At 42.2% G+C, this 24,039-nt stretch carries 21 protein-coding genes; 4 read left to right on the plus strand and 17 right to left on the minus strand.

The window, feature by feature from the left end; all coding sequences use genetic code 11:
* Positions 1-73: 73 nt before the first annotated feature.
* The 7 genes from HMPREF9257_RS05835 to HMPREF9257_RS05865 all read right to left on the minus strand — a co-directional run bounded on the left by HMPREF9257_RS05835 (position 74) and on the right by HMPREF9257_RS05865 (position 8,303).
* On the minus strand, positions 74-805 hold the full coding sequence (locus HMPREF9257_RS05835) for a copper homeostasis protein CutC (RefSeq protein WP_006418306.1): 732 nt from the start codon (positions 803-805) through the stop codon (positions 74-76).
* Between the two features lie 142 nt (positions 806-947).
* Positions 948-2,114: a nucleotide sugar dehydrogenase gene (locus HMPREF9257_RS05840; protein WP_006418303.1), complete on the minus strand. Its 1,167-nt coding sequence runs from the start codon at positions 2,112-2,114 to the stop codon at positions 948-950.
* Positions 2,115-2,286: 172 nt separating this feature from the next.
* Positions 2,287-3,426 (minus strand): Sapep family Mn(2+)-dependent dipeptidase, encoded by a 1,140-nt coding sequence (locus HMPREF9257_RS05845; RefSeq protein ID WP_006418380.1) that lies wholly within the window; start codon positions 3,424-3,426, stop codon positions 2,287-2,289.
* 310 nt (positions 3,427-3,736) lie between these two features.
* On the minus strand, positions 3,737-4,696 hold the full coding sequence (locus tag HMPREF9257_RS05850; RefSeq protein WP_006418506.1) for a glycosylasparaginase: 960 nt from the start codon (positions 4,694-4,696) through the stop codon (positions 3,737-3,739).
* Between the two features lie 87 nt (positions 4,697-4,783).
* Positions 4,784-6,136 carry a PTS sugar transporter subunit IIC gene (locus HMPREF9257_RS05855; protein ID WP_006418397.1) on the minus strand — a complete coding sequence of 451 codons (1,353 nt, stop codon included), beginning with the start codon at positions 6,134-6,136 and terminating at the stop codon, positions 4,784-4,786.
* 1 nt (position 6,137) lies between these two features.
* Complete coding sequence (locus tag HMPREF9257_RS05860) at positions 6,138-6,464, minus strand: PTS sugar transporter subunit IIB (RefSeq protein ID WP_006418218.1); 327 nt, start codon at positions 6,462-6,464, stop codon at positions 6,138-6,140.
* A gap of 252 nt (positions 6,465-6,716) precedes the next feature.
* The gene (locus HMPREF9257_RS05865) at positions 6,717-8,303 is read right to left on the minus strand and encodes a potassium/proton antiporter (protein ID WP_006418579.1); all 1,587 of its coding nucleotides are present in this window, start codon (positions 8,301-8,303) and stop codon (positions 6,717-6,719) included.
* 226 nt (positions 8,304-8,529) lie between these two features.
* Between HMPREF9257_RS05865 and HMPREF9257_RS05870 the strand changes: the two genes are divergently transcribed.
* Entirely contained in the window at positions 8,530-10,044 is a 1,515-nt protein-coding gene (locus HMPREF9257_RS05870; RefSeq protein WP_040466753.1) for an Nramp family divalent metal transporter, read from the plus strand.
* Positions 10,045-10,355: 311 nt separating this feature from the next.
* Here HMPREF9257_RS05870 and HMPREF9257_RS05875 read toward each other — a convergent pair whose 3' ends face one another.
* Positions 10,356-10,871: a DeoR/GlpR family DNA-binding transcription regulator gene (locus HMPREF9257_RS05875; protein ID WP_006418132.1), complete on the minus strand. Its 516-nt coding sequence runs from the start codon at positions 10,869-10,871 to the stop codon at positions 10,356-10,358.
* 132 nt (positions 10,872-11,003) lie between these two features.
* Between HMPREF9257_RS05875 and HMPREF9257_RS09260 the strand changes: the two genes are divergently transcribed.
* Positions 11,004-11,171: a hypothetical protein gene (locus HMPREF9257_RS09260; RefSeq protein ID WP_006418262.1), complete on the plus strand. Its 168-nt coding sequence runs from the start codon at positions 11,004-11,006 to the stop codon at positions 11,169-11,171.
* Positions 11,172-11,372: 201 nt separating this feature from the next.
* Entirely contained in the window at positions 11,373-12,305 is a 933-nt protein-coding gene (locus HMPREF9257_RS05880) for an AEC family transporter (RefSeq protein WP_006418398.1), read from the plus strand.
* A 420-nt stretch (positions 12,306-12,725) separates the two neighbouring features.
* On the opposite strand, the gene HMPREF9257_RS05885 is transcribed toward HMPREF9257_RS05880, so the two are convergent.
* The 3 genes from HMPREF9257_RS05885 to HMPREF9257_RS05895 form a co-directional block, all read right to left on the minus strand.
* Positions 12,726-13,028: a hypothetical protein gene (locus HMPREF9257_RS05885; protein ID WP_006418556.1), complete on the minus strand. Its 303-nt coding sequence runs from the start codon at positions 13,026-13,028 to the stop codon at positions 12,726-12,728.
* Between the two features lie 230 nt (positions 13,029-13,258).
* Entirely contained in the window at positions 13,259-14,152 is an 894-nt protein-coding gene (gene galU / locus HMPREF9257_RS05890) for a UTP--glucose-1-phosphate uridylyltransferase GalU (RefSeq protein WP_006418208.1), read from the minus strand.
* A gap of 84 nt (positions 14,153-14,236) precedes the next feature.
* Positions 14,237-15,028 carry an SIR2 family NAD-dependent protein deacylase gene (locus HMPREF9257_RS05895; protein ID WP_006418192.1) on the minus strand — a complete coding sequence of 264 codons (792 nt, stop codon included), beginning with the start codon at positions 15,026-15,028 and terminating at the stop codon, positions 14,237-14,239.
* A 186-nt stretch (positions 15,029-15,214) separates the two neighbouring features.
* Here HMPREF9257_RS05895 and HMPREF9257_RS05900 point away from each other — a divergent pair, with 186 nt between their 5' ends.
* On the plus strand, positions 15,215-16,249 hold the full coding sequence (locus tag HMPREF9257_RS05900; protein WP_006418301.1) for a glycosyltransferase family 4 protein: 1,035 nt from the start codon (positions 15,215-15,217) through the stop codon (positions 16,247-16,249).
* A gap of 605 nt (positions 16,250-16,854) precedes the next feature.
* On the opposite strand, the gene HMPREF9257_RS05910 is transcribed toward HMPREF9257_RS05900, so the two are convergent.
* The 6 genes from HMPREF9257_RS05910 to amaP all read right to left on the minus strand — a co-directional run bounded on the left by HMPREF9257_RS05910 (position 16,855) and on the right by amaP (position 23,516).
* The gene (locus HMPREF9257_RS05910; RefSeq protein WP_006418574.1) at positions 16,855-19,746 is read right to left on the minus strand and encodes an insulinase family protein; all 2,892 of its coding nucleotides are present in this window, start codon (positions 19,744-19,746) and stop codon (positions 16,855-16,857) included.
* A 336-nt stretch (positions 19,747-20,082) separates the two neighbouring features.
* The gene (brnQ, locus tag HMPREF9257_RS05915) at positions 20,083-21,441 is read right to left on the minus strand and encodes a branched-chain amino acid transport system II carrier protein (RefSeq protein ID WP_006418396.1); all 1,359 of its coding nucleotides are present in this window, start codon (positions 21,439-21,441) and stop codon (positions 20,083-20,085) included.
* A 234-nt stretch (positions 21,442-21,675) separates the two neighbouring features.
* Positions 21,676-22,236 carry an Asp23/Gls24 family envelope stress response protein gene (locus HMPREF9257_RS05920; protein WP_006418578.1) on the minus strand — a complete coding sequence of 187 codons (561 nt, stop codon included), beginning with the start codon at positions 22,234-22,236 and terminating at the stop codon, positions 21,676-21,678.
* Positions 22,237-22,276: 40 nt separating this feature from the next.
* On the minus strand, positions 22,277-22,714 hold the full coding sequence (locus HMPREF9257_RS05925; protein WP_006418546.1) for an Asp23/Gls24 family envelope stress response protein: 438 nt from the start codon (positions 22,712-22,714) through the stop codon (positions 22,277-22,279).
* A gap of 33 nt (positions 22,715-22,747) precedes the next feature.
* Positions 22,748-22,930 (minus strand): DUF2273 domain-containing protein, encoded by a 183-nt coding sequence (locus tag HMPREF9257_RS05930; RefSeq protein ID WP_006418281.1) that lies wholly within the window; start codon positions 22,928-22,930, stop codon positions 22,748-22,750.
* 10 nt (positions 22,931-22,940) lie between these two features.
* Complete coding sequence (gene amaP / locus HMPREF9257_RS05935; protein WP_006418412.1) at positions 22,941-23,516, minus strand: alkaline shock response membrane anchor protein AmaP; 576 nt, start codon at positions 23,514-23,516, stop codon at positions 22,941-22,943.
* Positions 23,517-24,039 lie beyond the last annotated feature (523 nt).

The raw sequence follows: 24,039 nt of genomic DNA on the forward strand, positions 1-24,039 counted from the left end.
AATGAGTTAATCAAACAAAAAAGGTTAGGATCAAATTTCATTTTTGATCCTAACCTTTTTTATAATCTCTAACCTACTTAAATAAATCCACCATTGCCTTTAATTTGCTGATATCTAAAGCTTGATAATCTCCTTGGCTTCCAGAGCCGAAGTCTACCCCGCCCTGGCCGTGACTAGTCTTATCTTGACGCCACTTCCCAAAGGAGGCATGAAGTTGGTTGGCTCCAGTTTGGTTTGCCAGTGCTAAAGCATTATTCGCATTAACACCAGAACCTAGACAGAATTCAATTTTGTCGCCATAAGTTTGAATTAACCGTGCTAATAAATCGGCGCCCTCAGGGGCAGTCACGGCTTGGCCGGAAGTCAGAATCCGGTCACAACCCCAAACAGCTAAGTCAGCCACGGCCGTCCAAGGGTCGGCCGCCACATCGAAGGCCCGGTGAAAAACAGCTTCTTTACCGGCTTTATGGCAAAGGTCAATCAAAGCTCGGTTAGCGTCTTCATCCAAACAACCATCTTCTTTGAGACATCCGAAGACCAAACCATCTGCTCCTTGGTCTAGCAAGAACTGAGCATCAGCGAGCATGACCGCTTTCTCTTCTTCAGAATAAGAAAAACCACCGGGACGAGGTCGAACCATAGCTATGATGGGGATAGTGACTGCTTGCCGCGCCAAAACAAAAGCCCCATAAGAAGGCGTCAAACCACCTAAGGCTAAAGCCGAATTAAACTCCAGCCGGTCGGCCCCGCCCTCGGCTGCCATGACAGCATCTTCATAAGAGCCCACACAGGCTTCAATTAACATTATATTTCCTCCATTTCTAAAAAAGCTGGGCCCAAGCCCAGCCTAACTTTAAATTGGTAGATTAATATGTTGACTCAATCACCTTAAAAGGACAGACCAAAACCGATTTGACTATTTACCAATTTTTATCCAAATAAACAAATTAATTATTATGGAAAAGGTCGCGGGTATAGACCTTGTCTTCGACATCATCCAAGCTAGCGTCATAACGGTTGGCCAAAATAACATCTGATTGGGCCTTAAATTGATCAAAATCATGGATAACTGGACAATTGATGACCATATCTTCCTTGACGGTTGGTTCATAAATGATAACTTCAATCCCTTCACCCATCAACAATTTGATAATATCTTGGATGGCTGATTGGCGGAAATTATCAGAGCCTGCCTTCATGGTTAAGCGGTAGATTCCCACTGTCTGAGGATTAAATTTCATGACTTGGTGGGCGATATGTTCCTTCCGCGTCTTATTGGCTTCGACCACCGCAGAAATCATATTTTGAGGCACGTTCCCGTAATTTGCCAACAATTGCTTAGTATCTTTTGGTAAGCAATAACCACCATACCCATAAGAAGGGTTATTATAATGGTTACCAATCCGAGGGTCTAAGCCAACACCTTCAATAATTTCCTTAGCATTCAGGTGATGCATTTCAGCATAAGTATCCAATTCATTAAAATAAGACACCCGCAGAGCTAAGTAGGTATTGGCAAATAATTTAATGGCTTCTGCTTCAGTTGGTCCCACCAAGAGCACTTCAACATCTTGGTCCACAGCCCCTTCTTTCAAGAGATCCGCAAACAATTGGCCACGTTGACCAGTGTCCCCCACTACAATCCGGGACGGATGTAAGTTGTCATAAAGAGCGCGACCCTCACGGAGGAATTCAGGTGAAAAAATAATATTTTCAACGCCATATTTTTCCCGAACTGACTTGACATAGCCCACCGGAATGGTTGATTTAATCACAATCAGCACTTGCCGATTCAAACGTAAGGCATCTTCAATGACAGATTCTACCGCAGAGGTATCGAAAGTATGTGTCTCATCATCATAGTTGGTTGGCGCGGCGATGACCAAGACTTCAGCCGCTTGGTGAGCCGCTTCAACATCTAGGGTTGCCTTTAAATTTAAGTCCTTATTGGCTAAAAAATCAGAAATTTCCTTATCTTCAATCGGGGAAATCCCTTGATTAATCATTTCCACTTTCTCAGGGACAATATCCAAAGCAGTGACCTCATTGTGTTGGGCCAATAAGACAGCCAAAGACAAGCCCACATAACCAGTACCAGCAACGGTAATTTTCATGAATCAACGTTCTCCTTTATATCTAAAAGCATCATTTTCAATACGAACAAAAATTATAAATAGCTTTCATTCGAATTATTACTGTTCTTATTATATACATTTGGAGAGGCTTAGTACATTAAAAGTGACTTAGCTTTAGCTTAAAGAGTGGATTAGAATCAGGCAGCAGAATTTATAATTGGGCCAAATCATATAAGGCCAAACAATAAATTAAGGTATTGGTCTCTAGGTCCTGCAAGTCCATCCATTCATCCGGTAAATGGGCAATATCTCTTTGGCCTGGGAACGATGGTCCATAAGCAATAATATTCGGTACTAATTTGGCATAGGTTCCACCTGTGGTCGTCACTGGTTCTGCTTCTAAATCAGTCACCTCACAATATACTTTTTGCAAGGTTTGAACATAAAGGGAATCTTTATCATATAAAATCGGATCCCAATTATGGATGACTTCTAAGGATAGGTTTTGTGGCAAGCCTTCTTGGATAGCAGCAACAATCTCCGCCTGACTGGTAACACCCGGATAGGATAAGGACCATTGGAAAAAAGCTTGCTTTTGGTCAGTCATGCCAAAATGGTAGCCCCGCATAATCATTTGACCAAAATCATCATCGCTAAAATCTACCCCTAGAGCTTGACCCGAAGCGGGCGCTTGAAGGATATGACTGTTCACAAAATTGAATAGACTGTCTAAAACCTCTAATTCAGCCAGGATCCGGACCTGCAGACGACCTCGTTCGCCGTAGACCACCGGCCATTTACAATCTGGGGTCCAACCAAAACGTGGGGCTGGTTCCTTAGTCAAATAATGTTTGATACAATCAAAGCCAGTCTCCTCATTAGAACCGAAGACAATCCGTACCGGAATCGGGAATTCAACCCCAAGGTCTTTTAATATTTTAAGGGCAAAAAGATTCGCCAAAATGGGTCCCTTATTATCCAGCACACCCCGACCATAAATCCGGCCAGCTTCAATTTCGCTTGCCAAAGGACCATGCTTCCAGCCCTCTCCTAAAGGCACCACATCCACATGGCCAAAAATCCCATAATATGCTTGAGGGTCATTGGGGTCTGCTTGACCATATTGGGCATAACCCACCTTGTTGTCAATATTTTTGGTCTGAAAGCCTAATGTGTGGGCGATTTCCAGTGCCTTGTCTAGTGCAGCCTTGGGACCCGGCCCATAGGGTGCTTGTGGTCTTGCTTCTCCCCGTACACTTTCAATGGCTACTAAATCCCGCAAAGCCGCGACCAGAGCTGCTTGGCTTGCTTTAACCTGGGCTTGGATTTGCTGGCGAATACTTTCTGGCATTCTTATTTCCTTCTTTCTTTTAATAAAACTTCATTTTCTTTCTGGGTTTTAGTTAGGTTGGGGTTTTAGTTAGGTTGGGGTTTTAGTCTATGAAACTTCATCTGGGCGAAACTACCTTTTGATTAGATTTAAGGGGCTATAAAAATTCACCGTTGCGAATTTACCTTTTGGTCTTAGATTGGTAGCTTTAAGATGATGAGTCCACCCTTTTACTCTTATCTTTGATTCTTTGTAGCGCGATTATTTGTGCATTGAAACTAATCAATGCACTAACCAATCAGCGTCCCCAAGCTAACACCAACTTAACCCATTACAACCGCTCTAAAGGCTTGGTCCGTTCTGCCATATAATTATCCAACCAGGCTTGGCTGGCCAGTTCATGGATCATGGTATCCCCTTGACGGCGGGTGACATAGACTTGACTCCCTTGGTCAGGTAGAGCCACCACAAAAGAAAAATTATCAATATTCGAAGCCACACCCCAGCTGCCATCAGCGGCCAAAGCAATCATGGAAATATCGCCAACTGATGTTCCCCGGTTCGCCATGTCTCGCTCAAAATCAAAGACTGCCGTTTGACAAGCTTCTTGGGCTGACTTGCCGGCCTTCATCAACCGCACAATCTCATAGGAAAGAATCCCTTTCATGATATCTTCCCCCATACCAGTCCCTGAAGCCCCGCCAATTTGAGCATCCACATATAAGCCAGACCCGATAAAAGGCGAGTCACCGACCCGACCCGGTTCTTTCATAAACAAGCCGGAAGTCGAGGTGCCGGCCACCATAAGACCAGCCTGATCAAGAGCTACCATGCCCACGGTATCATGACCGGAATAGGGTACCAAATTGTCGTCGAGACCTAATTGTTTTTGCCGATTATGATAATGTATTTGCGCCCGGTCGGTCAACATATCCTTGGTTTCAAACCCTTGCGCAATCGCATAGTCTCGGGCTCCTTGCCCCACTAAAACGTTGTTAGCCTTCAGCCGACTCAAGCGTCGGGCCACGGAAATGGGATTGGCAATATCCTGGATACCGCAGACTGCACCAAAGCCTAAAGTCTGACCGTCCATATAGGCCGCATCCAGCTCCACTTCCATCTTCCGGTTAGGCAGACCGCCATAGCCGACTGACTTAAAGTAGGGGAAATCTTCCACCGCCTGGATGGCAGTCTCAATCGCATCACTCGCTGTACCCCCATTTTTGAGAATCAATTCGGCGTCCTGGACCCCTTCCAAGGCCATCCGCCAAGTTGCAATCATTGCCCACATACTCATCCCTCTTTCTTTTGACAAAAAAGGACAGTCGGACAAGTTTAATTGTCTGAGCTGTCCCATACGAAGTGACACTATTATATCCTATAAATCTTCCATTGAAAAATCATCTAAGGATAGTTCATCTAATTCATCTAGTTCGTCTTCAAGTGGTTGATTTTCATCCTTCATATATTGATGGTCGAGGACCTTGAAGAAAGGATAATAAATAAGACAATCAATCACAATTAATACGATTTGTAAAAGACCTGCAATAACTGACCCTGTAGATAACCAACCTGAGAAGAAGGCCGGTGTCGTCCATGGCAAGGAGGCCCCAGTAGTATAAGGAATTAAGCCTGACATGGTCGCAAACGTTGCTAAGATAATATTAACCAATGGAGTCAAAATAAATGGCACTAAAATAATTGGATTTAAGACCACTGGTAAACCAAAGATAACCATTTCATTAATACCGAAGATACCTGGGACTAAAGATAAACGACCCAATTGTTTCATCCGTTGAGATTTACCCATGAAGGTCATTAATAAGACTAAGGCTAGGGTTGAACCGCCCCCACCAAAGTTAGCGAAGAAATCTCCAAATGGTTGGGTATAGATATTTGGTAAAGCTTGACCCGCCTTAAAGGCTTCTAAGTTCTCAGTGGTTAAGGCCAAGTGGATTGGGGAGAAGACCGTATTGGTTACCGCTGGCCCATTGATACCAAAGAACCATAGGAGGGTAGACAAGAATTGATATAAAGGTTCGAAAATAAAGGATTGACCAAAGCCCATTAATGGTGCTTGCAAAATCTTATAAATAAAATTATGAGCATATTGGTAAGGGGTAAAGGTGAAGATAATGTTAATAATTAAGAATACTAACATAACCAAGGCAGATGGAATCAAAGCCGCGAACGAATTGGTTACAGCGGGTGGTACCCCATCTGGTAACTTAATAACCCAGCCTTTTTTCTTCACATAGGCAAAAATTTGTACCGCAAGTAAGGCCGTGATCATAGCTAAGAAAAGACCAGCAGACCCTAGATTGGATAGGGCCAAGCCATTAAAAGCAGCCCCATCCGCATTGACAAAATCACTATGGCTTTGTGGTGTCAAAATCAAAAAAGCGACTAAGGAAACCGCTGCCGAAGCAATTGGGTCAACCTCTAATTGTTTACCATAAGCATAACCTATCCCCATCACTGAAATTAAAGCAATCATGGAGAAGGTTGAGTTAATCACTGGATTTAAAAAATCTTCCCAACCTGTTCCTAAAAATTGACCAATAAATTCTGAATAACCAGGAATTGGAAAGTTAGTAATAACCAAGAAGACAGATGCCACAATTAAGAGTGGCGTGGTAACAAGGAAACCATCCCGAATGGCTGTTAAGACCCGGTTATTGGAGAGTTTCTCAGAAAGAGGTGCTAAGATTTTTTCTAATTTTTCTAACATCCTACTTACCTCGGCTTTCTTTGAGGTCTAAGAGCGCCCGTTTCAAAATCCGTTCGGCATCGACATTGCCATAATCCTTGGCATCAATCACGGATACTGGAATCCCTTGATCAGCATATTTGTCCTTGGTTTCATCAAATTTGAATTTAACCTGAGGGCCTAAAAGTATCATATCTGGATTAGTTTCAGCTACGGTCGTGTCCATGCTAGCGATTGGAAAAGCTTGAATATCCAAGGGTAACTTATGGGCATCCGCTGCTGCCTGCATCCGCGCAGCCACTAAGGATGTTGACATCCCGGCACTACAAAAAAGATAAATCTTTTTCATTACAATTCCTCCTTTTTACCTGAACAAAACAAGCTCGTTACCTGCTTTGAAAAAACAGAAAAGACAGGTGCTTTGCCACACACATCCTCCTAAATTTATTTTCAATTAACAGCTCTGGCTTTTTGTTCAAGCAAATTTTTATGAGCCTAGCATACCATAAATAGTAATCGATTTCATTAAATTTTTCTATTCGCCTAAATTTTGTTAGGATAAGCTAAATTTCGCATCTATTTGAGCCTGGAAAAGCCTAGCTCAGGTCCGTTTATTCCGTAAGATGATCAACTTATCCCCTGCATGAATTTCGGTATCCCCTTGCGGTACAATCGATTCACCCTGAGCAGACCTCATCATCACTATCAGCTCATTATCAGCCATTTCAATATCTTGAAGTGCCATGCCAAGCCAAGGATGGTTGGCTGCCACCTTAATTTCAGTTAAGGCTGACCCATTCGGATCAAAGTAAGATTGGCCACCTAGGACTAACCGATCTCCCGCTTGAATCCGGGTATGCCCCCGGGGTACAATCACCTTCCCCGCCCGTATGAGTTTGGCTACAATGACCGCTAGATCAAGCTTTAATTCTGCTACAGATTGGCCGACAATTGGATTATCGGCTTCAATTTTCATCTCAATAAAGCCGATTTGATTACGGGCATTATAGTAATTAAAGGTATTATAGACGGTATCATTGGGGTCAAGCATTTGGACCCGTTTGGTGATGAAGGACATTAGCGAGCCTTGGATAAGGGATGACAAAAGACAGACCCCAAAGACAAGATGAAAGACATCACTTTCTAATCGGATAGGATAGTTAGTCACCATAATGGCAAAAGCAATCGAAGCCGCTCCCCTAAAACCCGCCATGGCAATCAGGATAATTTGGTTGTTTTTCAGACCTAAGGGTTTTAACAAAGCAAACGTCACCAAGGGCCGAGCAATAAAGGTCAGGAAAAGCATCAAAATTAAAGCATAAGGGAAGGCCTGAATAATTAGCTGAGGGTTAGATAAAAGTCCCAAAAGAAAGAAAAGTCCAATTTGCATAATCCGAGAAAACCCTTCAAAGAAGAAGACCACTTCTGGCTTCTTTTGATATTCAATTTGCCCCATATAAATCCCCAGGATATAAACAGCCAAAAAACCATTTCCACCCAAGAGACTGGTCAAGGCAAAGGTTAAAATTGCTATGGCTGAAATTAAAATGCTCAAAAGTCCGTCTTCCTCAAAAGAAATATTCTGAATAATCAATTGACTGAGCTTGCCAAGCCCAAGTCCTAAGCCCAAACCAAAGACCAGCTGACTGAGGATTAAGCCAGGAATAGACTGGTCACCCCCAGCTAAAAGGGCCAAAATAACCATAGTCATGGTATAAGCGGTGGGGTCATTGGATCCACTTTCTACTTCTAAGAGCGAGGCGGTCCCATATTTAAGATTTAGATTCTGCGACTTAAGAATCGCATAAACCGAAGCAAAGTCAGTCGATCCAATTAAAGATCCTAGTAGTAAGGCTTCAAGTAAGGAAACCCTTAAGACAAAAAAGGCAAAAATCCCCGTGAAACAGGATGTGAATAAAACACCCAAGGTGGACATGAGTATACTAGCCTTCATGACAGGCTTGGCTAAGGTCAAGTTAGTCCCAAAACCACCGTAGAACATAATGATTAATAAGGCCAATTGGGCCACTTCATCCACGAGGACATAATCTTCAAAGTCCACGCCTAAAAAATTAAAGGAGATACCCAAGCTGAAAAAGAGCAATAAAAAAGGCACCCCAAAACGGTTAGAAAACTTAATGGCCACAATTGCTGAAATTAAAACTAATGATACTATGAATAAAAGCACAGCCCCTTCCTCCTATTATATAATTTTATTTAAAATATTTTGATATACTTTAATTTTATCATGAATAAACCAGACAAGCAAAAAGCTTAGCCTATAAACATAAGCCCAACCTAAATATTTTTAGGAATAGCTAACTTTTTGCTTTACTTAGGTATGCCTAAAGAGTAAAATCAGCATATAGAAAAAATAGAAAGCTGGACCCATCGTGGAAACTCAATCCCAAACTATGACTAGACCCCAAGATCTCTCCTTGAGCGACATCAACAGTACCGTAGAAGTCCCTGAAGGACATTCCTTTTGGAAAACTCTCCTGGCTTATTCTGGGCCGGGTGCCCTTGTCGCAGTGGGCTATATGGATCCAGGTAACTGGTCTACCTCTATTACGGGCGGCCAAAACTTCCAATACTTACTCTTATCTATCATCGTAATTTCTAGTCTCTTAGCCATGCTTCTTCAAAACATGGCCGCCAAACTGGGGATTGTCTGCCAATTGGACTTGGCCCAAGCCATCCGGGCGCGGACCAGTCGCCGTCTTGGCTTCATCTTTTGGATTCTCACAGAATTAGCCATCATGGCGACAGATATTGCCGAAGTTATCGGAGCCGCCATTGCCCTTTACCTCCTATTTAAGATTCCCATCTTCCTAGCCGTTGTGATTACGGTATTAGATGTCTTCTTACTCTTGCTTCTTAACCGAATCGGTTTCCGTAAAATTGAAGCCCTAGTCGTCTGCCTAATTTTTGTCATTCTCTTCGTCTTCCTTTATCAAATTATTCTCTCTCAGCCAGCCTGGCATCAAGTAGCTAAGGGTCTCATCCCTTCCTGGGCCAGTGTCCAAACCAGCCCTAAGATTGGTGGCCAAACACCCCTATCTGCCAGCTTAGGGATTATTGGGGCAACCATTATGCCCCACAATCTTTTCCTTCATTCCGCCATTTCCCAAAGTCGCAAGATTGACCGTACTGATTCAAGCAAGGTCGCTGAAGCCGTCCGCTTTTCTAATTGGGATTCCAATATCCAATTAAGCTTAGCCATGGTAGTCAATGCCCTTCTCTTAATTATGGGGGTGGCCGTCTTTAAGTCAGGTGCTGTCCAAGACCCTTCCTTCTTTGGTCTTTATCAAGCCTTGTCTAATCCTGACATGGTAAGTAACCCTGTCCTAGCGGAAGCCGCCCGGTCTGGCGTTCTTTCCACCCTCTTCGCGGTGGCCTTACTTGCCTCCGGACAAAACTCAACGATTACTGGTACCATTACCGGCCAAGTGATCATGGAAGGTTTTATCCACCTTCGCTTGCCTTTATGGTTACGGCGGTTGGTCACGCGGTTAATTGCCATTATTCCGGTAGTTGTCTGTGTCGCCATCACTTCCCACCAAGGGTCCCTTGACGAACACCAAGCCCTTAACAATTTAATGAACAATTCCCAAGTCTTTCTGGCCTTGGCCTTACCCTTTTCTATTGTCCCCCTCTTAATGTTGACCGATTCAGCGGCCCAAATGGGCAATCAGTTTAAAAATACCCGCTGGGTGAAAGTCATGGGTTGGCTAACAGTCATCATCCTTACCCTCCTCAACTTGATTTCAATCTCCAGTCAGATAGCGGGCTTCTTTGGGGACAATCCTTCAAGTCAAGACCTCCTCCTCAGCCAAGTCATTTCTATTGGGATTATCCTAGCCATGATTGGTCTCTTAATTTGGACCATCATTGATATCCGTCGTTTTACCCATCCAAAGCAAAAATAATTTAAAGCAGGAAAACATTAAGACCGCCCCTAGCTCAGTGATCTAGGGACGGTCTTTTGGTTCTAGACTGGATGCATGGATGTGGTTTTTTTGTGCATTAACAAACCCAAATGTACAGCTATTGAGTTCCTTTTAATAAGGAAATTTTTTCTAAGGCCATTTTTAATAGAAATCCTTTTCTCAGCAAAAATCATCAAACTTAATCGAGCGACTTCACTGCCATAATCAAGTCTACTTACTGGTCCCGTAAACTAGACATTAAGGAATCATCCAAATTAGAATTCGTAATAAATGCATCTACATCCTTAAAATTACAAATTTTTTTCAATAAAAGGCCGATTTTTGAACTGACTAGCATCAGCCAACATATAGCGTTGTTTGCCGGCCAAACACTGGGCTCTTTCTGACCGCGGATCAGCATCCATAGAAATAAACCCCTTTTCCAAAGACACCGAATCAGTACCACAAAAAGCCTTATCCACTTGAATATCATTAAGATACAATTCAGCAAAGGGGCCGTTGCAAGCCCCATTCCGGGAAAGAATTGACCCACCACAAATATTGAAATTAATCGTTTTATCTTGCATTAACTCATAAGCGACATAAACCGAATTCGTTGCAACCGTTAAATCCCGTTTGCCATGGAGTTTACTTGCTAGTAAAAAAGCCGTTGAGCCACTACCAATTGCAATAAAATCACCATCTTCAACCATTGAAGCTGCAATCTCAGCCACCTCATTCTTTGCTGCAAAATTAGGAATACTACTGTTTAAATCTTGATTTGACTGAGTAATATTATGGGGCATATCAACTTTCACTGCGCCCATGAGTTCTCACCAAGAGACTACGATCATGCATATCTTGTAATTGCAGGCAAATGAAGGTTTTAAAACGATTAAAAACAATTGTATAATCCCCATAGACAAAACATAAATAATAAAAAGGCGGATGTATTAAACATGCCGGTAAAAGTCATCTCAAATAGTGAAAATATCGCTTGCATGGGTGGGGCAATCTTGGCTGGTGTTGCTAATGGTATTGGGCCATCCATTGAAGCAGCGACAGAACAGTTTATCAGCTTCAAGGACATTTATTATCCTAATCCAGACAATGTCGCAGTTTACTAAGAGATCTACGATAAATATGTTGAAATTTCCAAAACCCTAAACCCAACCTTTAGATAAAAATTTTCGAGTAGCCTTTCTAGAGCTACTCGTTTTTTTATCAATTATTTTCATAATTATCCGCTTACATCAACATTCCCTCTTTTCTTTCATAGTATATGGTGTATGATTGTAACTATGAAAATCTAAAAAGGAGCTGCAATTATGTTTATGCTTGCTGGACAACAGCTAATTATTATGGGTCTCTTAATGGCAATTGGATTTATCGCTTACAAGTCGCACTTCATTAAACCTGAAACGCAAAAGGATTTTTCCAATATCTTAGTCTATATCGCCATGCCTTCAGTTATTATTAATGTCTTCCAACGTCCCTTTGATAATGATACGCTCCGGATGATTGGTTGGGCTGCCTTAGCTAGCGCAAGCATCTATCTTCTTTCCATTCTTATCGCTGAAATTTGCTTTAGAGACTCCAAAGTGGCTAACCCCGAACATCAAGTCGCTTTGAAATTCGGGACCATATTTACAAACGCCTCCTTCATGGGCATTCCCTTGGCCCAAGCGGTCCTCGGCGACGATGGCGTCCTCTTCATGGTCATCCACTTGATTGGTTATACCCTCTTCCAATGGACCTATGGCATCACTCTCTACCGCAAAAATCCTGAACCTTGGAAAGCTCAATTGAAAAAACTTTCGCTCAATCCTAATATGATTGCGACCGTGGTCGGTATTGGTTTCTGGCTCGCCTCTTTCAAATTACCAACCCTGATTGGCCAGCCGGTTTCTTACCTGGCCAGTCTAAATACCCCATTATCAATGATCCTAATTGGTTCAAACATTGCCACCGCCCAAATCCAATCGGCCTTTAAACGTAAACACATTTGGCAAGGCTTTGCCTTAAGTAACCTAATTATCCCTCTGATTAGTATCTTTGTCCTTCAACTATTCCCACTATCACCTGTGGCCTTTCAATCCTTGGTCCTTGGCGTGAGTTGTCCTGTGGCCGGGATGGTGGTTATCTTTGCCGTCCTTCATGACCACCACAATCAATTCCCGGTCCAACTGATGTGCATGTCGACCGCTCTTTCAGTGGTAACCATTCCCGTGATCTTATCTGTCTTGGAATGGATGCACTAACAAAAATCATCTTCTGCTCTGCCCAAACCTACCAATAAGATAGGCCTAGCAGAGCTTTTTATTTTAAGAGTGAGCCAAATTTTGTATCTTGACTAGCTACACCTCACCTACATTTACCTTAAAAAATAACACTCAATCTAAAGTAAGATTGAGTGTTATTTCCTATTCTAAATAAATTCTATAATAAATTTAGAATCATTTCATATGGTATGAATATTGAATTTTTTTAATTTAATCAAACCTTAGACTCTTATTAATAATCTAAAAAAAGAAAGGACCGAAGTCCTTTCTGAAAAATTATATAGTATTCTTCAAATGGTTTTAATTTAAAGAATGAAGATAAAAATTCTACTAAACTCACTAAATGTGTTTACGAATATATCATATCACTTTTTGAAGTTTCTTATCTTCTTAAATTGATTACAATCCATCCGTTGCGGTGAAGGTATAAGTTGCTGGGTCATAGGACCATTCTAAATCACCTAAACCATTATTATTTACATAATCTCTGAAGTATTGTCCTGCTAATTCTACAGAAGATGCAGTATATTCTGAAGTAATTTGAGCGTCTTCGGAATTCACAACTAATTTATAAGTCTGTTCTTCTGCAGCTACTTCTTTTTCAGTGAAGGCATAAACTAAACCATCAGCATTTGCAACCACATTATATTCACCGTATTCAGCTACCAATGAATCTGCTACAGCAACTGATGTTTGTTGCATTGCGTCCCAATCGGTCCAACCACTTTCAGCTTGAAGTGTTTCAATTGTTCCATCTAATTTATGGTATTCATACGTTACAGAATATTCTTGTGTAACTGGTTCATCAGAATGTTTATTATCCTCATCTAATGCTTTGGCCGCATCTACAACTGCTTGGATTTCATCTGGAGTGTTTGCCGCAGTTAAATCATTGTTATTGAAAGCTGATTTTTCTTCTTCTAAATAATTTGCTAGTTCGCTTTATTAAGGTCCCGTAACTTTTCTTCCATATATTGAATAATTTCATCGGCGAATTCACGTTCTAAAGCAAAGTCTATTGTAGTCTTAATGAAGCCTAGTTTCTCACCCACGTCATATCGCTTGCCGACAAAATCATAGGCATAAACATCTTGGACTTGGTTTAACATTTGGATAGCGTCGGTTAGTTGAATTTCGCCGCCGGCACCTACTTTTTTCTTAGCTAGATAATCAAAGATTTGTGGAGTTAGGACATAACGTCCCATAATCGCTTGGTTGGATGGAGCTGTCCCTGGAGCGGGTTTTTCTACAAAGTTGGCCACTTCGTATAGCCGGCCATCCTTAGAAATAGGATCAATCACCCCATAACGATGGGTTTGGTCTTCAGGTACGGTTTGAACCCCAATCACAGAAGATCCCGTTTGTTCATATTCTTCAATCAGTTGTTGGATGGCAGGTAAGTCCCCTTCTTCATGAACTACAATATCATCCCCTAATAGGACAGCAAAGGGTTCATCGCCAATGAAGGTACGGGCGGTATAGATAGCATCCCCCAAGCCCTTCATTTGTTTCTGACGGATGAAGTAAATATTAGCTAAGTTAGAGGCATGTTGGACGGATTCCAACATTTCCAGCTTGCCTTTACTTTCTAAGTCATTTTCTAATTCAATATTTCGGTCAAAATGGTCTTCAATGGCTCGTTTTGATTTACCGGTGATGATAATAATATCTTCAATTCCTGCTTCAACAGCTTCTTCCACAATGTATTGAATGGTTGGCTTGTCAATAATTGGTAACATTTCTTTAGGCATGGCCTTGGTAGCTGGTAAGAACCGAGTCCCATAGCCGGCAGCTGGAATAATCGCTTTTTTTACTTTAGGTATCATAAAAAGACTCCTTTAAATTTACTAATCTTCAGTTTAAACAAATTATGAAATAATTACAAGTTATTTTCTGATGAGAAGACCGACTTAAATATGGTCAAGGCGGGTCTTCAAGTCTTGCATCACTTGGGCAAAGCCAGCTTGAATAAATAAATCTACCTTAATCGGCTGAATTGAAATCTCATCGCAATTAATGACCACTACTGGGCCGCCCGTATAGGAACGAGCTAGACGTTTGGCCCGTCCAGTGGCTAGGGTGGTGCCGACAATTAAGAGTAAGTCGGCGGCAGCGACCGCCCGTTCTGCCTGGGCCACAATTTTAGGATCAATATTCTCACCAAAGTACACCACATCCGGACGGACCACCCCATTACAGATATAACACCGTGGGACGTGTTGGTGGTCATAGCGGAGTTCTTGAAATTTATAAGGCCGGTCACAACCCATACAATACCAACGGTGGTGACTACCGTGAAGTTCAACTACGGACCGGTGGCCCGCTTCTTGGTGGAGACCATCTACATTCTGGGTCACAATTCGGATATCTTTACCAGCACCCTCCATCTGGGCCAGGGCATAGTGGCCTGGATTGGGTTTAGGACCTGGACCGTTGCCAATGCGGCGGCCAAAGAATTCTGCTGGATCTTCAACGAGGCGTTTATAGTGGGCGAAGTATTGAGGGTCTTTCCCCTCTTCTTCCATCTTGGTCCAAATACCGAAGCGGGACCGGTAATCAGGAATGCCAGATTCAGTGGAAGCGCCAGCTCCGGTAAAGACACACACTGTTTTAGCTTGCTCAACTAGATGGGCGAGGTGGTTAACTTGTTGCTTATAATCTTGTGGATGATTTAAGGAATTATTTTGAGGGTTCTTTTGCATAGGCTCGCTCCTTTGTGTTTTCATTGTAGCCCATGTCCTCTTAAAGAACAAGAATATGCTCTAGTGAACTAAGGCGCTTAATCTGAAATAAATTGCTGATTTATTGACTTATATCCGTCTCTAGTCTATGGACAGTGCTAGTCCTTATGGTATACTTGAGCAAGAAATAGGAAGGAGCCTTGCTTCATGCTTACCATTAATATGATGTCCCAAGCCGAATCCGTGGCCGGACAAGGGGTAGGATCAGCCTACCGTGAACTCGTTAATCTGCTAACTAAGTACTATCCTGACCAATTGGATATTCGTTACAATGAATTCCAACCGGCTGATATTACCCATTTTCATACCATTAATTTTCCCTATTATTTAGCTGCCTTAAATTGGAGGCGGCGTGGTGTTAAGGTGGGCTATGTCCATTTCCTTCCCCACACCTTGGATGGGTCGATTAAATTGGCCTCACCCGTCCAATGGGGCTTTAAACATTATTTGTTAAATTTCTACCGGGCTATGGACCATCTAGTGGTCGTGAATCCTGTCTTCAAGGATGAGTTAGTCAAACGCTATGGCTTTGACGCCGATAAGATTACCTATATCCCTAACTTTGTGGCCAAGTCTTCTTTTTATAAAATGTCTGAACCTCACCGTTTGGCGGCACGCCAAGAAAATGGTCTCGCCGCAGACGATTTTGTCATCTTAGGGGTCGGTCAAATTCAAAAACGTAAAGGCATTGATGATTTCATTCAATTGGCCCTTGACCATCCAGACATAAAATTTGTGTGGGCCGGTGGCTTCTCCTTTGGTAAGATTACGGATGGCTATGAGACATACAAGGCAGTCTATGATAATCCCCCTGCCAACTTAACTTTTGCTGGAATTGTCGACCGAGATAAAATGAATGCCTTATATAATATGGCTGATATTTTCTTACTTCCTTCCTATAATGAACTCTTCCCTATGGCTATTCTAGAGTCTTTCTCAGCCCAAACTCCGGTCATGTTGCGGGACTTAGACCTGTACCATGCTATTATTGAAGACGATTATATTCCGGCAGTTGACCGAGAAGATATGGACAAATGGCTCATCGAATTCAAAGAAAATCCTAAACGATTAGAAGTCTATGTCGACAAAGCCATTGCTGCTTCTAACTTCTATAGTGAAGATCGTATAGCTGGCTTGTGGTTGGACTTCTACCAAGGGTTGGTCGCAGATAAAGAGAAATAGAATATAATGAAGAAAAGAGCAGCCTCGGCTGCTCTTTTCTTCATTATTATATAACTTTATCAACTTATTCATTCAGTATCCTCTATATCCATGTAATAAAGCAGATAATTCATCATTCTTAGAGATAAAATCTAAGAGAAATTGTTCAGTTATATTAAACTGTTCATTTTATTTTTTTAGGCGGTGAGTAAAAGCTTGGCCGATAGTGGTCTCAGGATGGCTGGCACATGAGGGAGCGGGCAAGAAGTAGAAAATCTATTATTTTCGCTTCGTCTGCCCGACCCGTACAGTTGACTCGATGGAACAAGTCGCTTTGCGACACCGTTTCCATCCAGTCAACCACTGCGATAATTAATTTATATTTTATTAATATAAGAGGGATTGGTTTTTCCCAGCCCTCCACAGCCAGACAAGTCTGGAGCTCGACGACAATCAAGCAGAAGACGTGCCACCACTGTACGGTCCAAGCTTTTGCAGCCGCCTTAAAATACACAACAATTTTCCCCGCACCCTGCCCATTTATTTCTCTCAACTCTCCTTGCGAGTACTTGCTGATTTTTGCACGCAAAAAGGACCCCATCAGGGTCCTTTTACTTTTGACTTAATTAGAATAAATCATAGATTTGGTCGAATTGGTCCGCTTCAGCTTGAATCTGGGTCTTATTCCCAATAACCACCTTAGAATAGCTTGCCAAGGCTTGACGGAAGCTATCAGCTAGGCCTTTCAAGTCAGCTTCTTGGACCGCCAGCACTTCCTCTTTATAAGTCTTGAGACTATCCACACCTTGACCAGTTAAGTAAAGCGACAAGGCCTTCACTCCTTTATCATAGGCAGATAAGGGTTGGTCCATACTAGACAAGGTTCCGATAATATATTTCAAGAGGTCTTGGTCGGTCAAGGCCAAGTTATCAATATAAGCTGGCGTATTCAAGTAAGTGGCCAGAGTCTTATCAATATTTGGATCGCGGTAGGAAGCAAACTCAATATTCCCGGTCCGCACATGACGGAAGCCAGCGCCATAAGCGCCCCCCTTGACCCGGACATTATTCCATAGATAGTCTAAGCGGAGAATGGTGCCTAAGACATAAACCTTACCAGCATAAGTCAAGTCAGCCAAGGCTGGGGTTGAAAGCCCCACATAATTGACATCTTGGGCGGTGACGAAGGCTTCGTTTTGAACTTGACCGGTCGGATGGGTCACAGCTGGCCCCATGGCTTGACTGGCTAAATCTTTAAAGCTAGTTGCGACTTTGGCTTTGATCGTATCCAAACGGTCAGCTTGGCCAACATAGAAGAGAGAGAGCCGGTCAGGGTTGGCCAATTGGTCCGCTAAGGCTTGGAGTTCACTCGTTAAAGATTCGCCTTGATCAGCCTTTAAAGCATCCCGGCTAGCTTTTAAGAAGTTATAGAAGTCAATTCCTGAAACTTGTTCGTTCAAGAACATCGAAGCTTTATATTGGGCAAGCGCACGATTCATGACCAGCGCATTGGCGCCATAATTAATCCGGTTTTGGAAGGAGGAAATCATGGCTTGAATCCGTTGCAGAATATCTTTTTGTGCCGTCCATTGGCTTTCCAAGAAGATTTCCTTCATTAAATCAACCATTTGGTCCAGTGAGGCTTCTAAGGCCTTGCCTTTAATGACAAAGTAGGTTTTTGGTTCTTGGCCCGGCACTTCATAAATATTGATACCAGCAGCTAAACCACCCGTATGCAGGTCCATAAGGGTTTGTAAATCAGTCTCGGAATGAGACTGGGTCGGAATCCGGCCCATTAAGGCAGCTAATAAGCCTAAGTGTGGGTAGGCTGAATTTGGGAGATCAGAAATATCAATAAATAATTGAAGGTAGTCAATGCCAGACGTAAAGAGGTCAGCATTATAGGCCTTGCCTTTTATACCAAAAGCTGACACCTTGACTGCTTCTAAGTCTAGATCAGCCTTCAAATCTTGCCGGGTGAGCATTGGAATGGTTGCCAAGTCTTCTGGTGTATCAGACGCTTCTTGCCGTTCAATCAAGGCTTGGGTCTTATCCACCATGGCTTGGACTTGGTCTGAATCTAATTGAGCCTTGTAGGCTTGAAGGTCTGCCAAAACTTTTTCCTCATGCTTATCAGATTTACCCGGTTCAGCAACAAGCGTGATTTGGGCCAGGTAATCATTGTTGACTAATTTTTCCCGGATGAGGTCTTCCAAGTAGCCATTGGCTGCCTTGGTCCGTAATTCATCTAGGATAGGGGTAAATTCTAAGTTTTGGTATGGGTTACCTTGATATTGCCAGCTTGACAAGACCTTCATTCCGGCAATCACGCCCCGCGGTGAGGATTCAGAAATGGCTTCTTCTTTAAGGACAAAGGTCAAACGGTTAAGGGCTGCTTCAATTTGATCTTTATCAAGGCCTTGGACTAAGACTTCTTGCAAGCTATCAAAAACAATTTGCTTGAATTGAGCTTGCTTTTCCGCATCCGTGTGTTTAGCTACGATAGCATAACCGGTTGGATAGCCAAAATCGTTGACTTCGCCCCAAACATCGGCGGCGATATCTGCTTCGAGTAAAGCTTTCTTCAGCGGAGCTTCATTATGACCCATCAAGAGTTTATTAATAACTTCCAGGGCAGTTCCTTCCAGGCTATTGGTAGTTAGGCCGGTATGCCAAACCAAGGCGAGGTAATCTTTATTGGTTGGGTCATCACCCTGTGCTAAGGAATAGCTGTCTTTAAGGTCGCGGACGGCAGGTTTTTGGATGGGGATTTGTAGGTCGACTACTTGGCCCTTGCCCTTACCGTCAAAATATTCGCCTAATTGAGCTAAGGCTTGGTCGATATCCAAGTCGCCGTATATAATCGTTAAGGAGTTAGATGGATGGTAGTGCTTGCGGTGGTAGTCGATAAATTCCGCTTGAGTCAGATCCGTAATGGCTGAAGGTAGCCCACCGGATTCATATTGGTAGAAGGTATCTGGATAAAGCATCCGCATCATATGGTTGTAAAGTTGTTGTTCCGGTGAAGCAGTGGCCCCCTTCATTTCATTGAAGACAACCCCTTTATAGATTAGATCGTCTTCGGCTTTTTCTAAGTGATAGTGCCAGCCTTCTTGGGCTAGGATCAAATCATTGTCATAGAAGTTGGGTTGGAAAACCGCATCCAGATAAACTCCCATCAAATTGGAGAAGTCTTTTTGGTTGGTGGAAGCCACTGGATAAATGGTTTTATCTGAGAAGGTCATGGCATTAACAAAGGTATTAAGGGAGCCTTTGAGCAGTTCTACAAAAGGTTCTTTAGTGGGGTATTTTTTAGAGCCGTTGAGGACGGAGTGTTCGATGATATGGGTAATCCCGTTATCAGAATATGGCGGGGTATTAAAGGAAATGGTGAAGGCCCGGTTGGTATCATCATTTTTTAGCCAAAGGACTTGGGCACCGGTTTCGGGATGGAGGTAGAGTTGACCTTGAGACTGGATGTCTTCAAGGGAATGCGTTTCGATTAATTGAAAGGTCATGCATCTTCCTACTTTCTAACTGCTCGGCTAGTAGTTGGAGGGAAGTGTTGGATTGTCAGTCCCCCCTCCCTTGCCTAGCCAGCATTTTTTATACTTAATATCTATTTTACTCTATTTTTCAAGGGGGTGCTATGGATTTGGAAGTAAAAATTGCTTGTGGCTTATGTGGTATTTGGAAAGTTTTTTATTTTAATGAGGATTTTTTTGAGCTTGTGCATTGAAACCCGGCAATGCACAAAACGCGCAGAGCTCCCGTCCTGGCTACATAAAAAAACTGTACCAACTATTGTTTTTGGTACAGTTCCATACTTTAAAATTTAGCTAATTAGATTTGCTTTAGGCGGTCCGACCTGATTTAGGACGGAAGGCCGCAATTATATAGGCAATAATTAAACCAATCATGGCCGGTAAGATCCAGCCCATGCCAAACTTAAAGAAAGGTAGGTAATCTTTACCCAGCTGAATTAAGGTTTGGGCCCAGGGCTGTTTTTTGAAAGGGTCAGGCAAGGCATTGACCGCATCAATGGTGGCAGCCACCAGGGTCAAGCCGGTCACCCAGTAAAAAGCAATCTGAGGAAAATGACGGTCAAGTAAGACTTTCAAGAATTGGAGCAAGATCAGGGTCATAGTTAAAGGATAGATAAACATCAAAATCGGCAAGGTATATTGGATAAACCGACTAAGTCCAATGTTAGCCAGAATCGTTGGAATCACTGAAATGATCACGGTTAAAGCCTTATAGGACACCGCCGGAAACAATTCATGGAAGCTCTCGGAACAAGCCATCACCAAGCCGATACTGGTCTTAAAACAAGCCAGGAAAATAATCAAGGAGACTAGAATAGACCCGTAATGGCCAAAATAATGCTGGGAAATTAAACCCAGGCCGAGACCACCATTTTCTTGGAGGCCGATGGTCGCCACTGAAGAAGCTCCAGTATAAGCCAAAAGGCTATAAATGATTCCCATCATCAGGGTGGCTAGGACACCCGCCTTGAAGACTTCTCGGGAAATATGCTTGGGTTGGGTCACGCCGAACTGTTTAACGGCCGCAATGACGAGGATACCGAAAGCCAAACCTGCCAAGGCGTCCAGAGTATTATAGCCTTCAAGAAAGCCCTTGGTTAAAGGTGATTGGTATTGGGTGTCCACCGCGGTAGCCATGGGATCCCCCATAGGATTCAGAATGGATAGGATAAATAGAATTGATAAGAGCAGTAAAAAGGCGGGGTTCAAAAACTTGCCGACATAGTCGAGGATTTTGGAAGGATTTTGCGAGAACCACCAGACACCGATGAAAAAGAGGACGGAGAAAATAGCCAGGAAAAGGTCGTATTGGTCAGCTTGGATAAAGGGCACAATGCCAATTTCGTAGGAGGTCATGGCTAAACGCGGAATGGCAAAAAATGGCCCAATACAAAGATAAAGCAGGATGGTAAAGATTTTGGCGTAGGTCTTGGAAACTGGGCGAGCCATTTCCAGCACGTCCCGGCTATTGGTCAAGCCCATAGCTGCCACTGCTAAAAGAGGCAAGCCAATTCCAGTAATCAGAAAGCCAATGATGGCCGGGATGAGGTTAGCGCCAGCTAATTGGCCGAGTTGGACCGGGAAAATTAGGTTACCGGCACCAAAAAAGAGGCCGAATAAGGTGGAGGCTAAGAGGAGGATTTCTTTAGAGCTAAGTTTAGTTTTCATTAATATGGCTCCTTTGGTTAAATGATAGCACTTGGGTCTGAAAAATTAAAATTATATTAGCATAAAATTAAAGAACCTACAAGTTTATTTGAGAAGCTCCTCCTAATTCTCCCTAGTTTAACTAAAAAACAAAAACCAACCCTTTTAGGAGTTGGTTTTTCTTAACAAGGGCTGGTTTATATGATTAGAAAATTCACTGGCCCTTTGATAAGTATGTTTATATGGGTAACCTCACTATTTTACGCGCGGTTGGTTGTTGGCTTTGTATTTGGCTTCTTGTTTATTATAGTAGCGTTCTGCCTTATCGGATTGTTCAGAAATATAGTTGCTAGTTGATTCAGCTGCATTAGAGAGACGGTCTTGAACAGTGACTTGTTCTGCTTCGTATTGTTGATGGGTCTTCACATCAACGACATTGACATTGACTTCAACAACTTCTAAGTCTGTCATTTTATTGATTTCAGCAGAGACGACTTCTTTGATTTTGTCGTAGATGGTCGCAACATTTTCACCGTATTCGGCTACTATATCTAAATCGACCGCTACTTGTTCTTTACCGACTTCAACGCCCACACCGGAAGTTTTGTCATCGGTATTGACTATCTTACCGGCCACATTTGAAAAGAAGCCTCCAGAAACCCCTAATAAGCCTGGGATATCTTCTAAGGCAATCCCTACAATTTTCTGGATAACCTTATCTTCATAAGTTAACTCTCCGCGGATTCCAGTATGGTTTTCAACGGTTTCAACAGCATTGATATCTTGGTTTGTATAGTTATTTTCTTGGTTATTCATAATTTTTCCTCCTATGGTTTGGGTAACAGTTCAACTTTCTCTATATAAAATTAAGCTTGGGGGCTGGTTTATTTTCAGCTAGTTTGTCTTGTAGGCTGACTTGACTTTGTTCAAATTCTTGCCGGGTCATAATATCGGTCACATTCACATTGACTTCAATGACTTCTAAACCGGTTTGTAATTTAATTTCATCGTAAGCTAACTGCTTAATATCTGCTTGAATTCGAGGCAAATCTTGGTCGTATTCAACTACGATATCAAGGTCAGCTGCCACTTCTTCTTGTCCCACTTCGACACTCACGCCGTCGGTTTTATTGGCGCGGTTGACCAGTTTATCAGCTAGACCGGAAGCAAAGCCACCTTTAGCAGCTAAGACACCTGGCACTGATTCTAAGGCACGTGTGATAATTTTCTGGATGACTTGGTCTGCAAAATTTAAGTCACCAGCAACTTGAGGGTTTAGATTATTATTTTCCATGATTCAGATTGCTCCTTTTAATAATTGACTCGGTTAACGGAAGTAGCCGTTTTTTTCCAGGTAATGGCCAATGAAGCCACATAGGGCCGCAAAAGCAAATACAAAAATAGTTCTGAAAAATCCGACTGTGACAAAGAGTAATGCCGTAATAAAGCCCACTAGCGCAAAGATCACTAGAAATTTATGGGCTTGATATAAATATTTTAAATCCTTCATAAAATCCTCCTTAAATGACCCGTGCTTGGCTTGACTTAACATTACCGCGATCGTTACGGGCAATGTCCTTAAAAGTAACATTGATTCGAGCAGGATAATCTTGGCCTAATAAATCATTAATTTCGCTTTGAATCCGGCGGGCAATTTCTTGTCCTTGACCATAAAGACCAGAGGTACGTGCGATTTGACCTTTGATATCCACATCAATCCGTTTATCATATATGGTTGCCTTAGTTGAAGCTTGTTCAACCGCTCTTTCCGATGCAAGAATACTTTGGACTAAGCCTTCAATGGCAGAGGGTTTGACCACCAATTGTCCTTTTTCTTGGTTATCAGTGAGTTCCACTCCTGCTTTAGCAGAAGGTGAGAATAGAAAAATTAAATAAGCAATGAGTAAGATCGCTGCTAAGGCGATACTTCCCCAGAATAAATAGTGTGGCATGTATTGCCCAATCAAGGGATAAGTTTGGGGCATTTCTAAGCCCTTAAGGCCAGCAACTGCTTGATAGGTTACAATATTGGGCCACAAAATACTTAAGGCAAATAAAAATAGAATGAAAAGTAAAATTTTTATTGCTTTTTTCATCGTTGCTTGTCCTCCTTTGTTTTTTTATTTATTAAGAATTCTTAATTACATCATAACATGGTTTTGTAACATTTCTAAATGATATGCTCAGACTACACAATGTAAAGTGTTAATTTGTCAATTTATCACTTCTAAAACCTTTATTTAACAATGTTTTATAGGTTATCATTTTTTAGCTTCACAAATAGAATGTTACATTAATATTACGATTGTTACAGAGAGTAAGGGAAGCTTATTACCCAGCAAAAAATCATGGTCAAATGGACTTAATAAGATTAATTTTTGGACTTTTGGGATAGGCACTCCTTAGGGCTAAGTCCCTGAAATTTACCAAGCTAGCTTAATAAATTTTCTTTAGAGAACTAGGTATGTTTACTCGTTGAGGCTAATTTTTAAGAATTGACGACTAGACGCTCCTATTAATGCCCCAATTTGAAAGGAAGACAGTATATGTACCAATACGAAATGGTTTCAACCGCTTCGATTTTGCCCCGCTTTTATCAAAGGCTTTTGGCGTCTAAGT

Origin of the sequence: Eremococcus coleocola ACS-139-V-Col8 (assembly GCF_000183205.1) — a bacterium.
Classification (GTDB): Bacteria; Bacillota; Bacilli; order Lactobacillales; family Aerococcaceae; genus Eremococcus; species Eremococcus coleocola.